Below are 13893 nucleotides of genomic sequence, written 5' to 3' on the forward strand. Positions count from 1 at the left end.
CATAAACTGGAAAAACCCAGATGGCATTTTTCCCGATGCTCTTGATATGGTCCGCCCCGCGACCAAGTTCAAGCCACCACAAGACCCGCCCAAAAAGACCAGGCCTTGGACTCACAGGAATAATCGACATGGCGCTTGAAACGACGCGCGGATGCAAGGAAAAGCGCCGGGTCGTCCTTCAGGCGCGCGATCGATCCGGTGAGCTCACGGCCTCCCAAACAAGGAATTGAAATGCCCCAACCACGCAAGATCATCATCGACACCGATCCCGGTCAGGACGATGCCGTCGCCATTCTCCTGGCGCTTGGCAGCAGCGAACTGGAGATCGTCGGCATATCAGCCGTTGCCGGCAACGTGCCGCTGAAGCTTACCGAGAAGAATGCCCGCAAGATCTGCGAACTGGCCGGCCGCCCGGAGATCAAGGTCTATGCCGGCGCCATCCGTCCTTTGGCGCGCACGCTGGTCACCGCCGAGGAAGTGCATGGCAAGACCGGCCTCAACGGGCCGCAGCTGCCCGAACCGACGATGAAACTGCAGGAGCAGTATGCCGTCGACTTCATCGTCGAGACGCTGATGAAGGAAGAGAGCGGGAGCATCACGCTCTGCCCGCTCGGACCGCTGACCAACATCGCGCTGGCGCTGATCCGCGAGCCGCGCATCGCCTCGCGCATCAAGGAAATCGTGCTGATGGGCGGTGGCTTCTTCGAGGGCGGCAACGTCACGCCCGCGGCCGAATTCAATATCTACGTCGACCCGCAGGCCGCCGATCTGGTGTTCAAGTCCGGCATCCCGATCGTGATGATGCCGCTCGACGTCACCCACAAGGCGCTGACCACCACCAAGCGCACGCAGGCCTTCCGCGCGCTCGGCACCAAGGTCGGCATCGCCACCGCCGAGATGCTGGAATTCTTCGAGCGCTACGACGAGGGCAAATACGGCACCGATGGCGGCCCGCTGCACGACCCCTGCGTCATCGCCTATCTCCTGAAGCCGGAGCTGTTCAAGGGCCGCAATTGCAATGTCAGCGTGGAGACCGCCTCTGAGCTGACCATGGGCATGACCGTGATCGACTGGTGGGGCGTGACCAAGCGGGAAAAGAACGCCATGGTGATGCGCGACATCGACCATGACGGCTTCTTCGCGCTGCTGGTGGAGCGGCTGGGGCGGCTGTAACACTTCCACCCCCGATGCAAATGGTTAGCCCAGAGCATAGAGCTTTTGGGCATGTCTCACTCGGGAAACCGGTAGAAGACGGCGCCATTGTCGCGCGTGACGCGTTCGATGCTCGCATCTGACCCAATCAGATGCGAGCGGTCGTCGTCGATGAGCACGTACGAGCCATCATTGAGAGCAAGCACATAGCGGATGTACCTACCGTCTCTCCATTGGGCACTTTTAATCGTTGCATCGATGGCACCAACTGACCGGATCGGGCTTGCGTCGTTGGCCCATTGGTTTGCCGCCAACATGAGCATAACAGCAAACGCACCGATGAAAAGGATCACGCTAGGCGCGTTCTTCTTCAAACCATCCCAAGTCCAAAAGACAGGCATGAATCCCCCGATGCAGATTCATGTGGTAGTGGGCGAGCACGGTTTCAATCGGTTGCCATTCCAGGGCGCTGCAACTCTTTGCGGCGCCGGCCTAGCGGCCGCCTTTACTTCGATCTTGAAAACGCCAGCCACAGGCCGCCGCCGACCAGGAAGCTGCCGCTGATCCTGGACATGAGCTTGATGCGGCTGGCCGACAGCAGGCGTCCGGCGCGGCTGGCAGCGAGCGCATAGCTCGAATCCGACAGGGCGGCGAAGATCATGGCGGTGAGGCCCATGACGACGATCTGCAGCGTGTAATTGCCCTGCGGCGCGATGAACTGCGGAAAGAAGGCGCCGAAGAACACCAGCGTCTTGGGATTGCTCAGCGCCACCAGCAGACCCTGCAGGAAGAAGCCGCCGCGCGGCTTCCTAGCGGTGCCGTCGGCATTCAGCGTGCCCTTGGAGCGGAACATCTGCACGCCCATCCAGATCAGGTAGGCGGCACCGATCAGCCGCACCCATTCGAACCAATGGCCCATGCCCGCGATCAGCGTGTTGAGGCCGATGCCGACGATCGCGATCATGATGGCAAGCCCGGCCTGCGTGCCGGCGACATTGGCAAGGCCGGCGCGGGCGCCATGGCGGATGCTGTTGGCGATGATCAGCGTGACGGTCGGGCCGGGCACCAGGATGATGACGATGCAGGCAAGGACATAAGCGGCGTAGAGTTCGAGCGACATGATTTTTCCCTTGGAATGCTGTCGATCCAGCAGGCGACAATCAATGCATGGCGACAGGCTCCGCGCAAGCCATGCGCGAAGCGCCGGGCCGCTACACGCGCGTCAGGCGCCGGCCTGCCAGGGCAGTGTCGCCTCATAGGCGGCCGCCGCCCTCAGCACGGCGAGGTCGCCGCGCGGCCGGCCGATCAGCTGCATGCCCATTGGCCGGCCCCTGTCGTCGAAGCCGACCGGCACGTTGACCGCCGGGCAGCCGCCCAGCGTGGCGAAGGCTGAAACCTGCATCCAGCGGTGATAGCTGTCCATCGGCCGTCCAGCGACCTCGCTTGGCCAGTGATTGCCGATCTCGAAGGGGAAGACCTGCGCGGTCGGCAGCGCGATCAGATCGAAGCGGTCGAAGATCGACAGCAGCGTGCGATGCCAGGAGGTACGGATCACCGAGGCGGCGCGGATCTGCGGCGCCGTCAGCCGCATGGCATTCTCGATCTCCCAGATCGCTTCCGGCTTCAGCAGGCCGCGCCTGGAAGGGTCGTCGTAATGGACCTTGAGGGCGCAACCGCTGCTGGCCTGGCGCAGGGTGACGAAGGCCTGCCACAGCGCCTCGAAATCGAAATCCGGGAGCAAGGGTTCAACCGTGAAGGACTGGTCCGCGAACCGGTCGAGTGCCGCCTGGCACAGATCGAGAATGCCCGCTTCGATCGGCAGATGACCGCCGAGGTCGCCGAGCCAGGCGACGCGGCCGCCAGTCGAGGGCGGTGTCAGCCCTTCGAGGAACGAGCCCGGTTTCTCATAGGACAGGGGCGCCTGCGGATGGTAGCCCGCCTGGACGTCGAGCAGCAACGCCATGTCGGCGACGTTGCGGCCCATCGGGCCCTCGACGCCCATCTGCGCATGGAAGACCTCAAGATCGGGTCCGGCGGGCACAAGCCCTTGCGACGGCCGGAAACCATAGACATTGTTCCAGCCTGCCGGATTGCGCAGCGAGCCGCCGAAGTCGCTGCCGTCGGCGACAGGCACCATGTCGAGTGCCAGCGCCACTGCCGCACCGCCGCTCGAACCCCCGGCGGTGAGCGCCGGATCGAAAGCGTTCAGCGTCGGCCCGAAGACGTTGTTGTAGGTGTTGGATCCCAGCCCGAATTCGGGGACATTGGTCTTGCCGATGATGATGGCGCCGGCGTCGCGGATGCGCTCGACGAAGAAATCATCTTCCTGCGGCACGAAATTGGCGAAGATCGGCGAGCCGAAGGAGGTCCTGAGCCCGGTGGTCGAGGCGAGGTCCTTGATGGCGATCGGCAAGCCGAAGAGTGTTCTGGTTTCAGCTTCCCGCCTGCTGTCGGCGGCATCGGCCTCATGCAGGATGTCACCGCGGTCTCGCAGCGAGACGATGGCGTTGACCAGCGGGTTGACCGCTTCGATGCGGTCGAGGAAGGCCGTCACCACCTCGCGCACGGAGAGTTTCTTGCAGCGGATCGCGCCGGCAAGCTCGATGGCGGACAGGCGGCAGATATCGCCGGCCGGCGGCACGGCATGTTTCGTCTCAGGGCGCATCATTTCAACTGACTTCCTGCAAGGCCTGGTCGACATCCCTGGCCTGCGGGATCGCCGGCTGCGCGCCGGGTTTGAGACATGCGAGTGAGCCCGCCGCACCGGCGCGCGCCAGCGCCTTGTCGAGCGCAAGGCCGGATGACAGGCCGGCCGCGAAGTAGCCGCAGAAGGTGTCGCCGGCGCCGACCGTGTCGACAGGCGTGATCTTCATGGCCGCAACGGTCAGGAAATCGCTCGGCGTCGCTGCCATGACGCCGTCGCCGCCGAGCGTGACGACGATGGTGCGGCCGGTTTTCGCGGCGAAGTCGCGCATGCGTGCCGCACGGTCGCGGCCGTTCAGCGCCAGCGCCTCGCCATAGAGGTCGAACTCGGTCTCGTTGGCGACCGCATAATCGGCCTTGCCGAGGAAAGCCGCGGCGTCGCCTTGGAAAGGGGCGGTGTTGAGCACCGTGATGGCGCCGGCGGCCCGCGCCTGGTCGAGCGCCGCATCGATGGTCGCCAGCGGAATCTCGTGCTGGAGCAGCACGACATCGCCCTTTTTCAGGAAGGTCTTGGAAAGGTCACCAGGCACTACGGAAGCATTGGCGCCGGGGACCACGGCGATGATGTTCTCGCCGTCGTTACCGACCATGATCAGCGCCGTTCCGGTCGAGGCAAAGGTTTCCGCCACGCCGGACAGATCGACCTTGGCCTCGCGCAGCAATGCCAGCGCCTCGGTGGCGAAACTATCCTTGCCGACGGCGCCGACCATGCGGACCGGGACACCGGCGCGCGCGGCGGCCAGCGCCTGGTTGGCGCCCTTGCCGCCGGGCGCCGTGGAGAAACCGGAACCGCTCACCGTTTCGCCGGGGCTCGGCAAGCGGTCTACTCTGGCGATAAGGTCGAGGTTGATCGAGCCGACGACGACTATCAAGAAAGCACCTCCCTGCCACCGCTGGCCGGAAATCAGGATCGACTTTCGGAGAGCACGATGTGGATCGAATATGGGCGAACTTGTGCATCAGTATGAATGCGCCGTCACCCCGGTTGCGCGGGAAGCTAGCGCGTCATGCGATGACTTGCCAGACCATGTGGATATCAAAGAGGCGATTTGTCGTCTCACTCGCAGCGCACGGTGACCGTGCCCTGATAGGTGCCGGCGGGAAAGATACCGCTCGACTTGGTGGCGGTGAGATCGATCTGCATGGGGTGGGTGCCGTTGACGACCCTTTGCGGCACGCTGCCATTGATGTCGGCCCCCGAGCCGTCGAGGCGGAAGACCGAGACGAAGGTAACGTTGGTGCCGCCGCCGCTTGGCGCCGACGAGAACGATGCGGGCGCCGGTGCGGACACGGAATAACAATCGAGCAGGTTGAGCAAGGTGCAAAGCAGCGAACTGGCGGTGATGGTTGCGCCCGCGCTCGATCCGCCTGCCTGCTTGGAGCCGAACACGTTAAGGCCGGGATTTGCCTTCATCGTTCCCGACGCCCCGACCACGATGGTGCAGGTGCCGATGATTGCCGCGGACGCAGGCTGGCTGAGGCCGGCAAGGGCTGCCATCGCAAGCCACGCGCGGCTATTTCCTCTTCTTTTTCTTGCCATCGCTGTTTCCGGTCCTGATGGTCCAGCCTTCGTTGGCCCATCCCGGCGATGCTGCCGCGGTGGCGGCAGCGGGAGCGCTGGTGGCCACGCTTCCCGTCGGGCCGTCGCCGCCGAGACCCATTTTGAGCAGTTTCAACTCCAGTTGCAGGCGCTGGACCTCAAGTTCGTAGAGGCGGCTGCAGTCGAGACGCGTCGGCGTACGTCCGATCGGGATCACCACCCGGCCATAGGTCGCGACGCCATTGTCCGTCTGGTTGTTGCCTCTGATGACGCCGAGATCCATATAGGCACCGGAACCGGAAACGGCGGAACGGCAAGTGGTGCCGTCCGCGGCATGGACCTCGTCCTGGCCCTGGGGCAAGGTGACACCGGGCAAATTGAAGCCGTTCTCGTTCTGGTTGAGATTGTAGATCTGGTCCTGGGCCTGGGTTGGAACGGTGCTTGTCACAGCAGCCGCGAGTGCCAGCGTCAGGATTTGCGATGTCCAAAGAACTTTCCGCATATCTGCGCCCTTATCTGCGTCTGCTGGTTGGGAAAGGGGATGCTTTCGGTACAGATACGCACTTTACGCTCGGCAGCACCGCCGAAGGGCACGACCACAAGGACAGGGCGGGAGGCCTGGGCGCCGAGTTGGAAGGCAGCCGGTGCTATCCTGGCGTCTACCGGCTGGAAATCCTGATCGTAGACGTGGATTTCGACCTGGATCTTCTGGTCGTAGGGATTGGCGGGGAAGACGCGGACAGCAAAGACGTCGGTGAAACTGTTGACCTCGCCTCGCATCGGCGACATCGACTGGGCCGCCGCGGCAGCAGGGATCAGGCCGGCGGCCAGAGCCGCCGCCAGGGTTCGAAAAAGTGTCACGGATGCCTCCTTTCCGGGCGCTACTCGCAGCGAAGCGTTACCGTTGCCTGATAGTTTCCGTTGGCGAAGCGGTTGCTGCCGCCCTTGGTGCCGGCGAGATGGACCGAGACAAGGTCGGCGCCCGGTGTGCTGATGGCGGTCGCAGAACCGGTCTCGACGATGGAGTGGGCACCGGCGGAAGAATAGGTTGGCGTCCAGGTGGTCGATGTCGTGTCGGCTGACGGCACCGTCGTTGCGGTGACCGGATCGACGCTCAGCGACACCCCGCCCGTCGTCGTCAGCGTGACGGTTCCGGCAGAGCCGCCGCTGTTGTGGGAACTGAGGGTCTGTAGGTCGGGGCTGACCGTCATCGTGCCATTGGTGGCGATGACAAGCGTGCAGGTCGGGGTGATCGTGCCATTGAAAATGACATTTTGCGTCGTAGCCAATGCAGGCTGGCCCAGACATGCGACCAGCAAGGTTGCACCGAAGGCGGTGCGAAACAACTTCATCGAGACCTCCTATTAAGTCGGATTGCCCGAATTAACAGGAGTCATGATCGCTTTATCGTGGTTAATTTAGCGTAAACTCAAATAACGTTGCCGAAATAACCCCATATAAAAACCGAAGGTTGTCCCCGGTTGTATCGCCAATTTTCCGACAAAATCCAAGTAATACTTAATACGGATAGAGTTCTGTAAATTTCTTCGCGGAAAACTGGAAAAACGATATTTACGACGACACTTGTCCCGCCTCCCAGCCAAGGATGGCGCGCTTGCGGGTCAGGCCCCAATGGTATCCGGTCAGGTCGCCGGACTTGCCGATGGCGCGGTGGCAAGGCACGACGAAGGACAGCGGGTTGGCGCCATTGGCGGCGCCGACCGCGCGGCTGGCGCTTGGCGCGCCGATGCTGGCGGCGATCGAGGAATAGGTACGGGCCTTGCCCATCGGAATCTGCAGCAGCGCCTCCCAGACGCGGACCTGGAAGTCGGTGCCGATCATGACGACATGCAGCGGCTGGTCGGGACGCCACAGCGTCGGATCGAAAATGCGCGCGGCGTAAGGACCAGTGGCAGTCATATCCTCGACATAGATGGCGTTCGGCCAGCGGCTGGACATGTCGGCGAATGACGCACGTTCCTCGCCGGGATCGCTGAAGGCGAGGCCGGCAAGGCCACGGTCGGTGGCCATGATCAGGGCGGTGCCGAAAGGCGAGGGGTGATAGCCGTAGCGGATGGTGAGGCCGGCGCCGCGCGTCTTGTAGTCGCCCGGCGACATCGCCTCATGGGTGACGAACAGGTCGTGCAGCCGGCCGGGACCGGACATGCCCAGTTCGAAGGAGGTTTCGAGCAGCGGCATGCCGGAATCGAGCAGCCGTCGCGCATGGTCGAGCGTCACCGCCTGCAGGAAGGCTTTCGGCGACAGGCCGGCCCAGCGGGTGAAGAGTTTTTGCAGCCCTGTCGGCGTCTCGCCAACCTCTTCCGCAAGCTCCTCGAGCGAAGGCTGGTCGCGATAGTCGAGGCTGATCTTCTCGATGGCGCGGCGCACGATCTCATAGTCGCTGCCTTGCGGCGTGATGTCCTTCTTGAGGACGGCTGTCTGTGTGCTCATCGAACTGTCTCCTTGGTCAGGAATATCGCCCCTTGGGGCGGCGATCGCCACCCGAAACTTGCCTTCTTGCCGCGCATACCCAGATAGACTCGGGGTTTCGTGCCAGGAGTCGCTCATGGCTGGCGAGAAAGTGCATCTGACAGGGGCAAAGGAAACCTTGCTGATGACGCTCTATGGCAAGGCGCTGGAGAGCCGGCTGGCGCATTCGCTGCTCGGGGATCATTTCGCCGATGAAGCGGTGCGCAAGATCGACTATGATTTCTCCAGGCTCAAGGTCGACGAGAATCTCGGCATCGGCCTGGCGATCCGGGCCAAGACACTGGACGTTCGTGTCGAGGACTTTCTGGTCAGGAATCCCGGCGCCATCGTGCTGCATCTGGGCTGCGGGCTCGATACGCGCATCTTCCGTGTCGATCCGCCGCCGGGCGTGGACTGGTTCGATGTCGACTATCCGCAAGTCATCGAACTCAGGCGCAAGCTCTACCCATCCCGCGACCACTACCATCTCATCGCTTCGTCGGTGACCGAGTCCGGCTGGCTGGCCGACGTGCCCCGCAACCGCCCGGCCATCGTCGTGGCGGAGGGGCTGACGCCCTATCTACCCGCCGACGAAGGGCTGCGCCTGGTTTCGCGGCTTGTCTCGCATCTTGCCGGCGGCGAGCTGATATTCGACGCCTACAGCCATTTCGGCCTGACGCTGCTCCGCCTCCATCCGTCCTTGCGGGCGACGGGCGCCGAGGTTCATTGGGCGATCGACGATCCGCACGAGCTGGAACTGGCGGTTCCGAAGCTGCGCTTCATAGAGGATATTTCGGCCTACAAGCCTGAACACGCCGCCCGCATGGGCTGGTCCGCCAAATTGTTCGTTCGCCTGTGGAAACACATCCCGGCGCTGCGCAAGATCGGCAGGCTGCTGCGCTACCGGTTCTAGATTCAGCGCGCCTTGGCGGTCGCCAGCGCTCGCGAAAAGGCGGTGGCAAAACTCTCGCGGGACTCGGGATCGAGAAAACCGCCGATCGGCACGTTCTGGCCCTGCGCTTCCACCGTCATCCGGGTGATGCCGATCTCGGCGTGACGGGCGACCGAAAACCGCGCCCAGAACGGGTTGAAGCGATGTGCTTCCGACTTTCCCGAGGGGGCTGTCTTGCGGATGTCGAGGCTGGTGTGTGAGACCGACACTTCCTCTCGGGCACGGGCGGCCCGGTAATTGGCGCGGAAGGCGATGTAGACGGCGACCACGTCGAGGCCGAAGAAGCCGAACACCGGCCAGGCGCCCCGCGATAGGAAAAACGCGCCGGTCACCAGCCAGCCGAACGACAGCGCGCCCATCAGGATCAGGAAGCCTGTCCTGCCCAGCGAACGGTGTGGGGTCAGCAATGCGTGAAAGAAGGGCTCGTCAGCCTGGAACGAGGCGTTTGTGTCGCTCATGACGGGATATTATAGGAGGGAAATGGCGAGCCCCAAGTCGAAAGATTCTTCCATGCCCAAAAATGAGCCGTTGCCGGGCCGGCGCGATGGTTCGAACGCCAAGCCGCGCCCCAGGCCGGTGCGGCGGACTTCGCGCTACAGTCCGGCCGAAGTGCACGAGATATTCCGCCGCTTTTCGGTGCAGCGGCCGGAGCCGAAGGGCGAGCTCGAACATGTCAACGCCTTCACGCTGCTGGTGGCGGTGGTGCTGTCGGCGCAGGCGACGGATGCCGGCGTCAACAAGGCGACGCGGGCGCTGTTCCAGGTTGCCGATACGCCGCTGAGGATGCTGGCGCTGGGCGAGGCCAAGGTCGGCGAGTACATCAGGACCATCGGTCTTTGGCGCAACAAGGCCAAGAACGTCATCGCGCTGTCGGAAGCGCTGATCCGCGACCATGGCGGCGCGGTGCCCGATGACCGCGACGAGTTGGTCAAACTGCCCGGCGTCGGGCGCAAGACTGCCAATGTCGTGCTCAACATGGCGTTCGGCCAGCACACGATGGCGGTCGACACCCACATTTTCCGCATCGGCAACCGGCTTGGCCTGGCGCCTGGCAAGACGCCCGAACAGGTCGAGCAAGGGCTGCTGAAGATCATCCCGGACGAATATATGCGCCATGCGCATCACTGGCTGATCCTGCATGGCCGCTATGTCTGCAAGGCGCGCAAGCCGGATTGCCCGGCCTGCGTCATTGCCGATATCTGCAAGGCTGCGGAGAAGACCACCAGCACTCCAGCACCGCTGGTGCCGATCGCTCCGCTCGATCCGGTGGACGAAATCCAGGCCCAAGCCTGACTGGGCTTCAACTCTCCTCCACGAACACCTCTTCGCGCTTCTTCTTGACCGACGGCAGGAAGACGACGACCAGCACGGCCAGTGCGACGAGCAGCAGGCCGGTGCTGATCGGACGCGTCACGAAGGTCGAGGGGTCGCCGCGCGACAGGATCATGGCGCGGCGCAAATTTTCCTCGAGCAGCGGGCCGAGCACGAAGCCAAGCAGCAGCGGTGCCGGTTCGCAGCGCAGCTTGGTCAGGACGTAGCCGAGCAGACCGAAGAAGGCGACGGCATAGAGGTCGAAAGCATTTGTGTTGACGCTGTAAACGCCGATCGAACAGAACGCCATGATGATCGGGAACAGCACGTAGTAGGGGATCGTCAGCAGCTTCACCCAAAGCCCGATCAGCGGCAGGTTGAGGATGATCAGCATCAGATTGCCGATCCACATCGAGGCGATGATGCCCCAGAACAGCTCCGGCTGTTCGGTCGCCACGTTGGGGCCGGGCACGATGCCCTGGATGATCATGGCGCCGATCATCAGCGCCATGACAGGATTGGCCGGAATGCCCAGCGTCAGCATCGGGATGAAGGAGGTCTGGGCGCCGGCATTGTTGGCCGATTCCGGTCCCGCGACGCCGGCGATGGCGCCCTTGCCGAATTCCTGCGGGTTTTTCGACACGCGCTTTTCGACCGTGTAGGAGGCAAAGGCCGCAAGCACCGCGCCGCCGCCGGGCAGGATGCCCAGCGCCGACCCTATGATGGTTCCGCGCACGATGGGCGCGGCCATTTGCTTGAAGTCGTCGCGGGTCGGCATCAGCCCGGAAACCTTGCTGATCAGCACCGAGCGCTCATGCTCGTTTTCGAGGTTGCGCAGGATTTCGGCGACGCCGAAGACGCCGACCGCCACCGCGACGAAATTCAGCCCGTCGGCATATTCGCGGATGCCCAGCGTGAAGCGCGGCACGCCGGTGTAGATGTCGGTGCCGACGATGCCTAACAGCAGGCCGAGCACGACCATCGCCAACGCCTTGACGATCGAGCCGTGGGCGAGTGCGATGGACGAGACGAGGCCGACGATCATCAGCGAAAAATACTCCGCCGCGCCGAATTGCAGGGCTATCGCCGTCAGTGGCGGCGCAAAGACGGCGACGAGGAAGGTCGACACCGTGCCGGCGAAGAACGAGCCGATCGCGGCGATCGCGAGCGCCGCCCCGGCGCGGCCCTGGCGGGCCATCTGATAGCCGTCGATGGCGGTGACGGCGGAGGATGATTCGCCGGGCATGTTGATCAGAATGGCGGTGGTCGAGCCGCCATACTGGGCGCCGTAATAAATGCCGGCGAGCATGATGAGGGAGGAAACCGGATCGCCGATCTGGAAGGTGATCGGCAGCAGCATGGCGATGGTTGCCGTGGCACCGATGCCGGGCAGGACGCCGATCAGCGTGCCGAGCAGGACGCCGATCAGGCAGAAACCGAGATTGGCCGGCGTCGAGGCCGTCGAAAAGCCGAGCGCGAGGTTGTGGAGGAGGTCCATCTCAGCGCCTCACAATGCCGGCCACCGGGGCAGCCAAGGGCCGAAGCGCTGGAACGGCAGGCCGAGCGCGTAGCTGAAGACGAGGACCGAAAACAGGGTCAGGCCTGCCGACAGCAGGAGCGCGGTCAGCGGCTTCATGCGGCTGCTGGCGAAGGCGGCGATCAGCGCCGTCAGGAAGATAGACGGCACGAAGCCGAGGCCGCGCACGGTCAGGCCGAAGAAGATCGGCGCGGGCAGGATGAACAGCATGCCACGCCACGCCATGGGGCCGATCGGCTCGCCCTCGACGCGTATCGCCTGGACGAGAATGATGGCGCCCAGCACGATCAACACGATCGCCAGGACCAGCGGGAAATAGCCCGGTCCCATGCGCAACGCTGTGCCGATTTCGAGGCTAAGCGACTGCAGCGCGAAAAACGCGCCGAAAAAGATGAACAGCGCCGCGCACAGGCCGTTTGTCCTGTCGATTGCGAAAGGTTTCATGGCGGTCCTCCCTGACCCTCGGAGCGGGCCTGCCGTTGGAAATGTGAAAAGCGAAGACGGGGCGCCAGCGGCGCCCCGTTCAAGCCATCAGTCGGCGTACTGGCCGGCGGCTTCGATGATCGGCTTCCAGCGCGTGATCTCGCTTTCCAGCTTGGCCTTCAGCGCCGCCGGTGTCGCGTCGGCCTCCGATGACGGCTTGGTGCCGAGTTCGGCGAAGCGGGCGACGACGTTCGGGTCCTTCAGCGCGACCTGGAGCGATTTCGACAGGCGGTCGGTGATCCCGGCCGGCGTGCCCTTCGGCGCATAGAGGCCGTGCCAGATGCCGACCTGCACTGCGGGGAGGCCGGCTTCGATGGTCGTCGGGACATCCTTCAGCACGTCGAGGCGCTCCGGCGCGGTGACGGCATAGGCCTTGATCGTGCCGCCCTGGATCTGCTTGGTGGTGTTGGTCGTCTGGTCGCACATGATGTCGACCTGGCCGCCGAGAAGATCGGTCATGGCCGGGCCGGTGCCCTTGTAGGGCACGGTGACCAGCGGCGTGCCGATGGCGCTCATGAACAGCATGCCGCACAGATGCGAGGCCGCGCCGATGCCGGCATTGGCGACGGTGATGCTGTCCTTGTTGGCCTTGGCGTATTCGACAAGCCCTTTGAGATCGGTCGGCTGCAGGTCCTTGCGTGCGACGATGGTCATCGGCACCTCGGTCACCAGACCGACATATTCGAAGGCGTTCAGCGTGTCGTAGGCGAGCTTTCTGTAGAGCGTGGCGCTTGTCGCCATGCCAATGTGATGGAGGAGCAGCGTATAGCCGTCGGGATCGGCATTGGCGACGCGGCCCGCGCCAAGCGTGCCGCCGGCGCCGCCGACATTCTCGACGATGACCTGCTGGCCGAGATCCTTCGACATGGCTTCGGCGACGAGGCGGGTGACCGTGTCGGTCGGGCCGCCTGCCGCAAACGGCACGACCACGGTGATGGTACGTTCGGGATAGGATTGCGCGGTGGCGGTGAACGAATAAAGCGTGACGGCGGCGGCCAGAGCGGCAACAAATTTTCGCATCGTAATTCTCCTCCCGGTATATGGATAAAACCGCTGTGCGGAACTCCTCTCAACGCCGGCCGCGGATGAAACAACAACCGGCGCAGGCCAATAGATTGCAATCGGACTCAAATGGCAAACTGAGATTACCCGCTGTGGCCGGCGTTCAACGGATAGATGTTTGAGCCCGGAGCGGGATGCAAAATGGTTAGAAGTAGACAGCTTCGGCAAATGCCGATTGCCGAGCTCTGCCCGCCTCAGGTCTATTCTGGATCAGTAGCCATAACCGCGCGCCATCGCCGCCGCGAAGACCGGGATCAACAGGAAGACGAAGGCCTCGGCGCGGATATAGGTCTTCACCGAGGCCAGTTCGTTCGAGGGCACCGCGAAGGAAGGATTGGCTCCGGCCTGCCGGTTCCAGGAAATGAAGCGCATGGTCGGGGTGATCGACAGCAGGCCGACAATGCCGAAGGCCGCCATCTTGGCCCAGAACACCCAGTTGTAGACGTAGAACTCCCAGCCCTTGAGGCCCCAGAAGACACGGCCGATGCCGACGATGATGATGAGCGCGGCGATGATGCCATAGTGGCGGTCGATGCCGGCGAGCCGCTTCAGCGTCTCGGCGGGCAGGTCGCCGCGGATCAGCACGAATTCGGCGCCGATGATCCCTGCCAGGGAAAACACCAGCAGATGATGGACAATGGCAAGCACAAGGTCGGTCGTGTCCATGCTTCTTCCCTTGGGTTT

The 13893-nt window shown here is 63.5% G+C and carries 17 protein-coding genes; 3 read left to right on the plus strand and 14 right to left on the minus strand.

Annotation, left to right across the window (positions count from 1 at the left end; genetic code table 11):
- Positions 1 to 231: 231 nt before the first annotated feature.
- Positions 232 to 1173 carry a nucleoside hydrolase gene (locus JG746_RS09425; protein ID WP_202357883.1) on the plus strand — a complete coding sequence of 314 codons (942 nt, stop codon included), beginning with the start codon at positions 232 to 234 and terminating at the stop codon, positions 1171 to 1173.
- A 56-nt stretch (positions 1174 to 1229) separates the two neighbouring features.
- Here the strand turns inward: JG746_RS09425 and JG746_RS09430 are convergent, their stop codons facing one another.
- The 9 genes from JG746_RS09430 to JG746_RS09470 form a co-directional block, all read right to left on the minus strand.
- Positions 1230 to 1553 carry a hypothetical protein gene (locus JG746_RS09430; RefSeq protein ID WP_202357884.1) on the minus strand — a complete coding sequence of 108 codons (324 nt, stop codon included), beginning with the start codon at positions 1551 to 1553 and terminating at the stop codon, positions 1230 to 1232.
- Between the two features lie 104 nt (positions 1554 to 1657).
- On the minus strand, positions 1658 to 2272 hold the full coding sequence (locus JG746_RS09435) for a LysE family translocator (RefSeq protein ID WP_096450214.1): 615 nt from the start codon (positions 2270 to 2272) through the stop codon (positions 1658 to 1660).
- Positions 2273 to 2374: 102 nt separating this feature from the next.
- Positions 2375 to 3820: an amidase gene (locus tag JG746_RS09440; RefSeq protein ID WP_202357885.1), complete on the minus strand. Its 1446-nt coding sequence runs from the start codon at positions 3818 to 3820 to the stop codon at positions 2375 to 2377.
- 1 nt (position 3821) lies between these two features.
- A complete protein-coding gene (locus tag JG746_RS09445; protein ID WP_202357886.1) occupies positions 3822 to 4727 on the minus strand; it encodes a ribokinase in 906 nt (301 codons plus the stop codon).
- A gap of 185 nt (positions 4728 to 4912) precedes the next feature.
- Positions 4913 to 5395, minus strand: coding sequence for a hypothetical protein (locus tag JG746_RS09450; RefSeq protein WP_202357887.1), 483 nt, complete (start codon positions 5393 to 5395; stop codon positions 4913 to 4915).
- Positions 5370 to 5897, minus strand: coding sequence for a hypothetical protein (locus JG746_RS09455; RefSeq protein WP_202357888.1), 528 nt, complete (start codon positions 5895 to 5897; stop codon positions 5370 to 5372). The genes JG746_RS09450 and JG746_RS09455 overlap by 26 nt, the downstream gene beginning before the upstream one ends.
- Entirely contained in the window at positions 5864 to 6184 is a 321-nt protein-coding gene (locus JG746_RS09460; RefSeq protein WP_446721207.1) for a hypothetical protein, read from the minus strand. The genes JG746_RS09455 and JG746_RS09460 overlap by 34 nt, the downstream gene beginning before the upstream one ends.
- Before the next feature lie 92 nt (positions 6185 to 6276).
- Positions 6277 to 6747, minus strand: a complete 471-nt coding sequence (locus JG746_RS09465; RefSeq protein WP_202357890.1) for a hypothetical protein — start codon at positions 6745 to 6747, stop codon at positions 6277 to 6279.
- A gap of 220 nt (positions 6748 to 6967) precedes the next feature.
- Positions 6968 to 7846, minus strand: coding sequence for a methylated-DNA--[protein]-cysteine S-methyltransferase (locus JG746_RS09470; RefSeq protein ID WP_202357891.1), 879 nt, complete (start codon positions 7844 to 7846; stop codon positions 6968 to 6970).
- Positions 7847 to 7961: 115 nt separating this feature from the next.
- Here JG746_RS09470 and JG746_RS09475 point away from each other — a divergent pair, with 115 nt between their 5' ends.
- Positions 7962 to 8777, plus strand: coding sequence for a class I SAM-dependent methyltransferase (locus tag JG746_RS09475; RefSeq protein WP_202357892.1), 816 nt, complete (start codon positions 7962 to 7964; stop codon positions 8775 to 8777).
- 2 nt (positions 8778 to 8779) lie between these two features.
- Here the strand turns inward: JG746_RS09475 and JG746_RS09480 are convergent, their stop codons facing one another.
- Positions 8780 to 9274, minus strand: coding sequence for a DUF2244 domain-containing protein (locus JG746_RS09480; RefSeq protein WP_202357893.1), 495 nt, complete (start codon positions 9272 to 9274; stop codon positions 8780 to 8782).
- 22 nt (positions 9275 to 9296) lie between these two features.
- Here JG746_RS09480 and nth point away from each other — a divergent pair, with 22 nt between their 5' ends.
- Entirely contained in the window at positions 9297 to 10109 is an 813-nt protein-coding gene (gene nth, locus JG746_RS09485) for an endonuclease III (RefSeq protein WP_202357894.1), read from the plus strand.
- A gap of 7 nt (positions 10110 to 10116) precedes the next feature.
- On the opposite strand, the gene JG746_RS09490 is transcribed toward nth, so the two are convergent.
- From JG746_RS09490 to JG746_RS09505, 4 genes are all read right to left on the minus strand, one after another.
- Positions 10117 to 11625: a tripartite tricarboxylate transporter permease gene (locus JG746_RS09490; RefSeq protein ID WP_202357895.1), complete on the minus strand. Its 1509-nt coding sequence runs from the start codon at positions 11623 to 11625 to the stop codon at positions 10117 to 10119.
- A 9-nt stretch (positions 11626 to 11634) separates the two neighbouring features.
- Entirely contained in the window at positions 11635 to 12108 is a 474-nt protein-coding gene (locus JG746_RS09495; protein WP_202357896.1) for a tripartite tricarboxylate transporter TctB family protein, read from the minus strand.
- 87 nt (positions 12109 to 12195) lie between these two features.
- Positions 12196 to 13167: a tripartite tricarboxylate transporter substrate-binding protein gene (locus JG746_RS09500; RefSeq protein WP_202357897.1), complete on the minus strand. Its 972-nt coding sequence runs from the start codon at positions 13165 to 13167 to the stop codon at positions 12196 to 12198.
- A gap of 252 nt (positions 13168 to 13419) precedes the next feature.
- The gene (locus tag JG746_RS09505) at positions 13420 to 13875 is read right to left on the minus strand and encodes a DUF2214 family protein (RefSeq protein ID WP_202357898.1); all 456 of its coding nucleotides are present in this window, start codon (positions 13873 to 13875) and stop codon (positions 13420 to 13422) included.
- Between the last annotated feature and the right edge of the window lie 18 nt (positions 13876 to 13893).

This window comes from Mesorhizobium sp. 113-3-3 (assembly GCF_016756495.1).
Classification (GTDB): Bacteria; Pseudomonadota; Alphaproteobacteria; order Rhizobiales; family Rhizobiaceae; genus Mesorhizobium.

Coding starts and splice junctions, on each gene's coding strand:
- JG746_RS09425 (WP_202357883.1), top strand. CDS start 232: ATGCCCCAACCACGCAAGATCATCATCGACACCGATCCCGGTCAGGAC.
- JG746_RS09430 (WP_202357884.1), bottom strand. CDS start 1,553: ATGCCTGTCTTTTGGACTTGGGATGGTTTGAAGAAGAACGCGCCTAGC.
- JG746_RS09435 (WP_096450214.1), bottom strand. CDS start 2,272: ATGTCGCTCGAACTCTACGCCGCTTATGTCCTTGCCTGCATCGTCATC.
- JG746_RS09440 (WP_202357885.1), bottom strand. CDS start 3,820: ATGATGCGCCCTGAGACGAAACATGCCGTGCCGCCGGCCGGCGATATC.
- JG746_RS09450 (WP_202357887.1), bottom strand. CDS start 5,395: ATGGCAAGAAAAAGAAGAGGAAATAGCCGCGCGTGGCTTGCGATGGCA.
- JG746_RS09455 (WP_202357888.1), bottom strand. CDS start 5,897: ATGCGGAAAGTTCTTTGGACATCGCAAATCCTGACGCTGGCACTCGCG.
- JG746_RS09460 (WP_446721207.1), bottom strand. CDS start 6,184: ATGTCGCCGATGCGAGGCGAGGTCAACAGTTTCACCGACGTCTTTGCT.
- JG746_RS09465 (WP_202357890.1), bottom strand. CDS start 6,747: ATGAAGTTGTTTCGCACCGCCTTCGGTGCAACCTTGCTGGTCGCATGT.
- JG746_RS09470 (WP_202357891.1), bottom strand. CDS start 7,846: ATGAGCACACAGACAGCCGTCCTCAAGAAGGACATCACGCCGCAAGGC.
- JG746_RS09475 (WP_202357892.1), top strand. CDS start 7,962: ATGGCTGGCGAGAAAGTGCATCTGACAGGGGCAAAGGAAACCTTGCTG.
- JG746_RS09480 (WP_202357893.1), bottom strand. CDS start 9,274: ATGAGCGACACAAACGCCTCGTTCCAGGCTGACGAGCCCTTCTTTCAC.
- nth (WP_202357894.1), top strand. CDS start 9,297: ATGGCGAGCCCCAAGTCGAAAGATTCTTCCATGCCCAAAAATGAGCCG.
- JG746_RS09490 (WP_202357895.1), bottom strand. CDS start 11,625: ATGGACCTCCTCCACAACCTCGCGCTCGGCTTTTCGACGGCCTCGACG.
- JG746_RS09495 (WP_202357896.1), bottom strand. CDS start 12,108: ATGAAACCTTTCGCAATCGACAGGACAAACGGCCTGTGCGCGGCGCTG.
- JG746_RS09500 (WP_202357897.1), bottom strand. CDS start 13,167: ATGCGAAAATTTGTTGCCGCTCTGGCCGCCGCCGTCACGCTTTATTCG.
- JG746_RS09505 (WP_202357898.1), bottom strand. CDS start 13,875: ATGGACACGACCGACCTTGTGCTTGCCATTGTCCATCATCTGCTGGTG.